The organism is Pseudomonas sp. 58 R 3, assembly GCF_900006605.1.
Taxonomy (GTDB): domain Bacteria; phylum Pseudomonadota; class Gammaproteobacteria; order Pseudomonadales; family Pseudomonadaceae; genus Aquipseudomonas; species Aquipseudomonas salomonii.
This window is the reverse complement of record NZ_CVTT01000057.1, coordinates 1-5,573: the sequence shown is the minus strand read 5'-3', so window position 1 is coordinate 5,573 and position 5,573 is coordinate 1. Positions and strand designations below refer to the sequence as shown.

General features: G+C 55.5%; 6 protein-coding genes. All 6 read right to left on the bottom strand.

Going from position 1 to position 5,573, the window contains the following annotated elements; translation table 11 throughout:
* Window positions 1–361 (bottom strand): contractile injection system protein, VgrG/Pvc8 family (locus tag BFP92_RS16260; RefSeq protein ID WP_275656399.1); only part of this gene is annotated, 361 nt, incomplete at its 3' end.
* Window positions 362–586: 225 nt separating this feature from the next.
* A complete protein-coding gene (locus tag BFP92_RS30485) occupies window positions 587–1,255 on the bottom strand; it encodes a T6SS immunity protein Tdi1 domain-containing protein (protein ID WP_074854585.1) in 669 nt (222 codons plus the stop codon).
* A gap of 11 nt (window positions 1,256–1,266) precedes the next feature.
* Window positions 1,267–2,499, bottom strand: a complete 1,233-nt coding sequence (locus BFP92_RS16255) for a polymorphic toxin type 15 domain-containing protein (RefSeq protein WP_065930314.1) — start codon at window positions 2,497–2,499, stop codon at window positions 1,267–1,269.
* A gap of 3 nt (window positions 2,500–2,502) precedes the next feature.
* Window positions 2,503–2,859 (bottom strand): DUF4150 domain-containing protein, encoded by a 357-nt coding sequence (locus tag BFP92_RS16250; protein ID WP_065930313.1) that lies wholly within the window; start codon window positions 2,857–2,859, stop codon window positions 2,503–2,505.
* Between the two features lies 1 nt (window position 2,860).
* Complete coding sequence (locus tag BFP92_RS16245) at window positions 2,861–4,207, bottom strand: DUF2169 family type VI secretion system accessory protein (protein ID WP_065930312.1); 1,347 nt, start codon at window positions 4,205–4,207, stop codon at window positions 2,861–2,863.
* Between the two features lie 9 nt (window positions 4,208–4,216).
* Window positions 4,217–5,573: type VI secretion system Vgr family protein (tssI, locus tag BFP92_RS16240; protein WP_239694277.1), on the bottom strand; the 1,357-nt coding region annotated here is incomplete at its 5' end.

The window sequence follows — 5,573 nt, the reverse complement described above, 5'->3', positions numbered from 1 at the left end:
TGTGCGTGCCGATGGTGCCCAGGCCGCCGACGCGGTCGGTGAGGACGAGGGTGTGGCCGTCGGCGCGGTGTTCGAAGGTGTAGAGCAGGCCTTCCTCGGCGGCGAGGCGGGCGATGAAGTCGAGATCGGTTTCGCCGGCCTGTACGCAGTATTCGCGAGGTTGGTGCTCGAAGCAGATTTCGCTGCGGATGTCGGTCAGTTTCTGCTCGGCCAGCATGCTGATGATGATGTCGGGCACGGTCTGGGCCTGGAAGATGCGCCAGTTGGAGCGCAGATCGAAACGCTTCAGGGTCGGTTCGATCACGGCGGTGTAGCGGGTGCGGCGAAAGCCGGTGTCCCCCTGGGTGAACAGGTTCACCAAGCCGAGCTAAAGGCGATCTGATGATTGGTCGGCGCACCGTACCAATACGGGGGTCAAGATAAAGCGGTATTCCGGTGAACGCTCCCATCAGGAAGTTATGTAAACGACGCTGGCCAATAGTAGGCGCGATGTCTGAATGGCTCAGCGGGTTCGTCATCAAGGGCCGGGCTAGGGGTAGCTCGGTCACGTCAATCTTCTGAGGAACAACGTTGTAAAGTAGTCTGGTTATTTGCCAATTTTTCGAATGATGTTTGATACCCCATAACCAGTAGAGTCAATAAGGTACATTTCCTGCGTTTGGGAAATAATTGAAAGATGTTCAATAGCTTTTACTCTTTTGAGATTATCTATATGAGCTAATCCTGCCATTGATAATGCAGGGAAGAAGCCGTAACATTCGCCAACCTCTAATAATCCAAGCTTTCTTTTGGCGCGTGAGAAAAGAGGGGCGTCTTCAATGTCAAAGAAGTCTAGGGACTCGCGATCAAGTGCAAAGGGCAAGTAAATTGTGTTTTCTAGATTTGAAGTGGTTTTGGTTGGCGATGTAAGGTTTGTGTTATGTAAGTGGCCGTTTATTAAGTCAATTTCTCCGCAGCCATATATGTCATGATAAAAATAAATTGTTCCGAACGCGGAGTATGCGAATGCGTGACAGTTGTCTTTGTTGAAAATTTTGTCGTTGCCGAAAATTATTGAAAAAAGACCTTTGAAGTCAATTGGGTGGCAGGTTTGTAAACGCCCATCTTGGAGAGTAAAGCGACCGTTACTTTTATATAAATCAAGAAGAGAGCTTGGTAGAGTGGGCGGTAGTTGACTTAGCTCCTCCTGAGTGAAAGGGTAAGTTTTTTGGAGTGCTCCGTTTTCTTCGATTATAAAATTTATTAATTTACTCACTGTTTATGTCCTCAGCATTTTTTGAGTTTTACTTTCATTTTTTCTTTGCCTGTACCGGCTTTTGCCATTTCTTTTGCATGGTCCTCAATCGACTGAGATCTGCGTCCCTTCCATTGTGCGCCAACTGAAGAGTTGGTTCTTTTATCGCCCATGGTGACATCGCTGGGGTTGCCGCCTGCAATGATATCTAAGATATGTGTTGCTGCTAGCTCTTTAAGCTCTGTGGACACGATTTTTTTCGCTTTACTAGCGTCAACGTCTTGTGCAAGCAGGTCACTTAAACGTTTTCTTTCGTAGTCCTTCCTTGCTTTGCGTTGGGCTTTTTTGTCTCGAAGAGCTTCCGTTCCCCCCGCATCATCTATGGCCTTTCTGCGTGAAATCAGTGTGTCTGCGTCCATTGCGTTGAGCGCATCTTCTTGTTCTTTAAGCTGACGGATAAATTCATCCTCGTTTGCTCCTTCAGGCAGATTGAAACATTCGACGTCAAATGTTTTTCGTTGTTTTATTTTCCCGCCACCTTCGGCTTTGGGGGCAGCAGACTGCCCTGCCATGGGGCGCTCTACTACATTTTTCGATAGTCGTTCGGAAGCCTCTCGTTCCGCTTGTCCTGTTGCCTCTTTCGCAGTTTTATGTGCCGCTTGTTGTGCTACCTCCGCGCCGAGATGCCGGGCGCCTTTGCCGACCAGGACTCCTCCCTTTATTGCATCTCCCGCAAAGGGTATCGCCGCAACTGCTGAGAGACTAGCATTGACCGCATCACCCTCAGCAGCATAGATCCCGGCGTTAATTAGATCCGGAATTGCACCCAGCCCAGGTACGAAGCCCAGGACATCCAGGCTGCCGTGTACCCATGGGCTTGCACTAGCCCACCATCCTTTTTCCTCCTCTGTTTCCGTTTCTATTGGTGGATTTGCCTGTGTGGCGGGGACGGAGGCAGGGACTGTCTCACCTACGACGCGCCCAATGGTGTTGCCACTCTTGAACGAACTGAACGGCGGCAGAGTCGCCAATTCACGGGTCATGAAATGCTTGCGCAGTTGCTCGTATTCCTGCTCGTTGAAGGTGCGAGATTCATGGTAGGGCTTGCCCTGCGGATCCGTTCCGAAGAGGTCAGCCTGTACGGTATCGTCGCCGTTGGCCTGCAACATCATTTCGTCGAATTTGTGTAGCTGCGTCGGATCAGGACGCATCGGTACGCTGATCGCGTGTACCCGTACCGGGGCTAGATTGATCGGTTCGGCCATGCGTTAAGCCCCATTCATCCAGAACTTGTCGTTATGGCGCACCACTAGCTTGCCTTCGGCCCGCACCGTGCTGCTCTTCTCCAACGGGTAGCATTTGCCGCCGACGGTGTTGCTCTTGATGCCTTTGGCAGCGCCAGCACCATCGCCTTTTGTGGTCGGCACCAGGCTCTTGTCGAACACCACCACCGGTTTGCCGTTAGCACGTACAGACTTGGCCACGCCGGTGGCAGTTTTCAGTTCAGCCGTGACGGGGTAGGGCACCGGCGGGATGGCGCTGCCCATCGGCGTCTTGCATACATCCGGGACGATGCTGACCACTTTCCATTTGCCCTGCTTGCGAGCGATGACGTTATCGGCCATGTCAGAGCACCTCCTTGGCACGCTTGATCAGCGGGGCGTTCGGATCGGTCTCGAAGCGCGCTTCAAGCACCCGGATGCCCAGGTGATTGGGCAGGCTGATGCGATGAGTCAGCGCCAGGGGCATGGCCTCGGTGTCGATACGCAGCGTGTCGGTGAGCATGGGCAGTGGCAGCATGGCGCCGTTGTGCAGGCGCATCAGAACAAAGGCGCGATGGCCCGGCAGTTCGACGCACAACGTCCCATCGGGTGTGAGACTGGGGTCGGTGAGGTTGGACAGTTCAAGGCGAAATGCAGGCGGCGGAAAATCGATCTGCTGATCGACCGGCGCGCCGTTCCAGTAGGCGAAATCAAAATCCCTTGGCAATCCCGGCCAGCGTTCGCGCTGCCAGGTTTCGTCATAGCGCCCGGCCAATGGCAGGCGCGGTGCCCAGGCACGGCCCACCACGCCAAATCCGGCAGGCTGGTTTTTGTAACCGGCCGCGACCTGCGCCATGCCGTTGGCATCGAGTTCACCCTCGGGATGTTTGACCCGATCCAGACGCCACACCGGTTTGTCGATGGGCTCGATCTGCGGTGCAGGGAGTCCGCGCAGCGGCTTGTCCAGTTGATAGCCAAGGTTTTCCTGGCGCTTTTCGATCCAGCCTCGGCCCAGTGGGTTGCTGTAGCACACTTCGTTGAGCAAATACGGCGGAGTGCTTTCATCAACCGCATGCTCGGGATTGACGACAACGCTGCTGCCACCGAACGCATATTCCCAGCGCAAAGGCACCGAAGTGGCGGGCTGCGGTTCGGACAATTGCCATCCGCCGAACAAGCTGTGGCGAAACTGGCGAGGGCCAGTGAATTTCAGGTATTTGTCCAACAAGTAATGGCGCGTCGGCGCATCGGCCCGACGCTTATAAGCTTCTTGCTGGGCGGCTTGCCATGCGATTAGCTGAGACTCGGTCAGCCGTTCGCCGGGGCTCAACGGTGTCGGCAGCGGTACGTCGATTTTGGGTGGTGGCGCTACCGGCGCACTGATGCGCAGTCCGGCCGTCCACTGCGTTGCTGGTTGACCTTGCGGCGCATGAGCATTGCCCGACACGATCACATCACAGCGCGGCTTGAACGGCGCCAGATCGCTTTCCTCGCAGACGCTGCTTGCCCCTTCCTCGCCGTAGTAGCGATCAGCGGTGCACAGCGCCAGTGGATCCTCATCCATCACTTCGGCGCGGAACTGACCCGGCTGCCCGTCAATGGGCAGCAGCCGATAGCCCACCTTCATGACCAGCACCGGATACTCTTGATCGTCCATGCCCAGTGCGCTAAAGCACAACGCATCGAAGGGCGTCAGATTGCGAAATTCCATGTCCGCCCCTCAGTTGATATCGACGTCTTTGCCGTTGATCTGCACTGCGCCGCTGGCGCTGAAATCGAAGGTGCGGCCATTGATCAGCACGGTGCCGTCGGTCTTCATCACTAGAGTGGATTTGCCCACCGTGACCTTGAATTCATCCCCGGCGTCGATGGTGAATTTCTTGCCCACCGCTACCGATTTGTGAATACCGATCTGCTCGCTTTGGCTCAGGCCCACCGTGGTGTTCATCGCCGCGCCAACACTGGTCTGGTAGGCTGCGCCAATGGTCAGCGCCTTGGCTAAACCGATGGTTTCGGCTTTGGCCAATTTGATGGTCTCGGCCTTGTTGCCACCGATGGTTACGCTGCGGTTGGCACCAATGCTGATGGTTTCGTTCTGGCCGACGTCTTCGGTGCGGTGGTCGCCGATAGATACGGTTTCGTTGTGTTCGACCCGCTCTTTACGGTCGTTGCCGACGAAGATGCCGTTGTTGTTTTTGATATGGACGTTCTTGTCTTTTTCGGCATGGATGAACACCTCTTGGTGCCCCAGCTCATCCTCAAAGCGCAGCTCGTTGAAACCTGCACCCTTATGGGTTTGGCTTTTAATAGTCATCCGCGTTTTATGTTTGGGCAGCTGGTACGGCGGTAAATTGGTCTCGCGGTAGGTGCGGCCCGTGGCAATAGGCTGGTCCGGATCGCCATCCAAAAAGCTGATGATCAGTTCCTGATCGACCCGAGGCACCGCCATGGCGCCCCAGGTCGCACCGGCCCAGCCTTGAGCCACTCGAATCCAACACGAACTCTGATCATTGTTTTTGTTCGCGCGATCCCACGGGAACTGCACCTTCACCCGGCCCCATTCATCGCAATAAATCTCCTCCCCTGACGGCCCAACCACCGTGGCGATCTGTGGGCCGTCAATGCAGGGTTTGGCACGCAGCGGCGCTTTCCAATCCGAAGTCCAGCGGATGGCGCTGGCTTTCAACGAATAAGACGTACCGAGGCCGCTACCAGAGGATTCCTCCTGCAGGCTGGTGTGCTGCTTACCTTCATGCTTGATGGCGATGGTGCGCCAACGATCATTGAAATCGTCACGGGGATGATCCTTGAGGTCGAAGGCCAACCCCGGTTGCAGGCGTTCGTCGTCGCCTTCCACATGGGCCAGTTTGGCGTCGTTACGTAGGGCGGTAAGGCGGGTTTTGGTAAAAGGCTTGCCAGCGATATCGCGTTTGTAGCGGCCGGGATAGTCGTAGCGTTCGTAGTCCTTGTGCTGGTTATTCAAGTCCTGATCGCCGGTGGCGGTGTGCTGCTGGTTGTAGCGCGGGTGGGTGAAGGTGTAGTCGCGCTGTACCTGGCGCGCGGTGCGCACTTGTTCG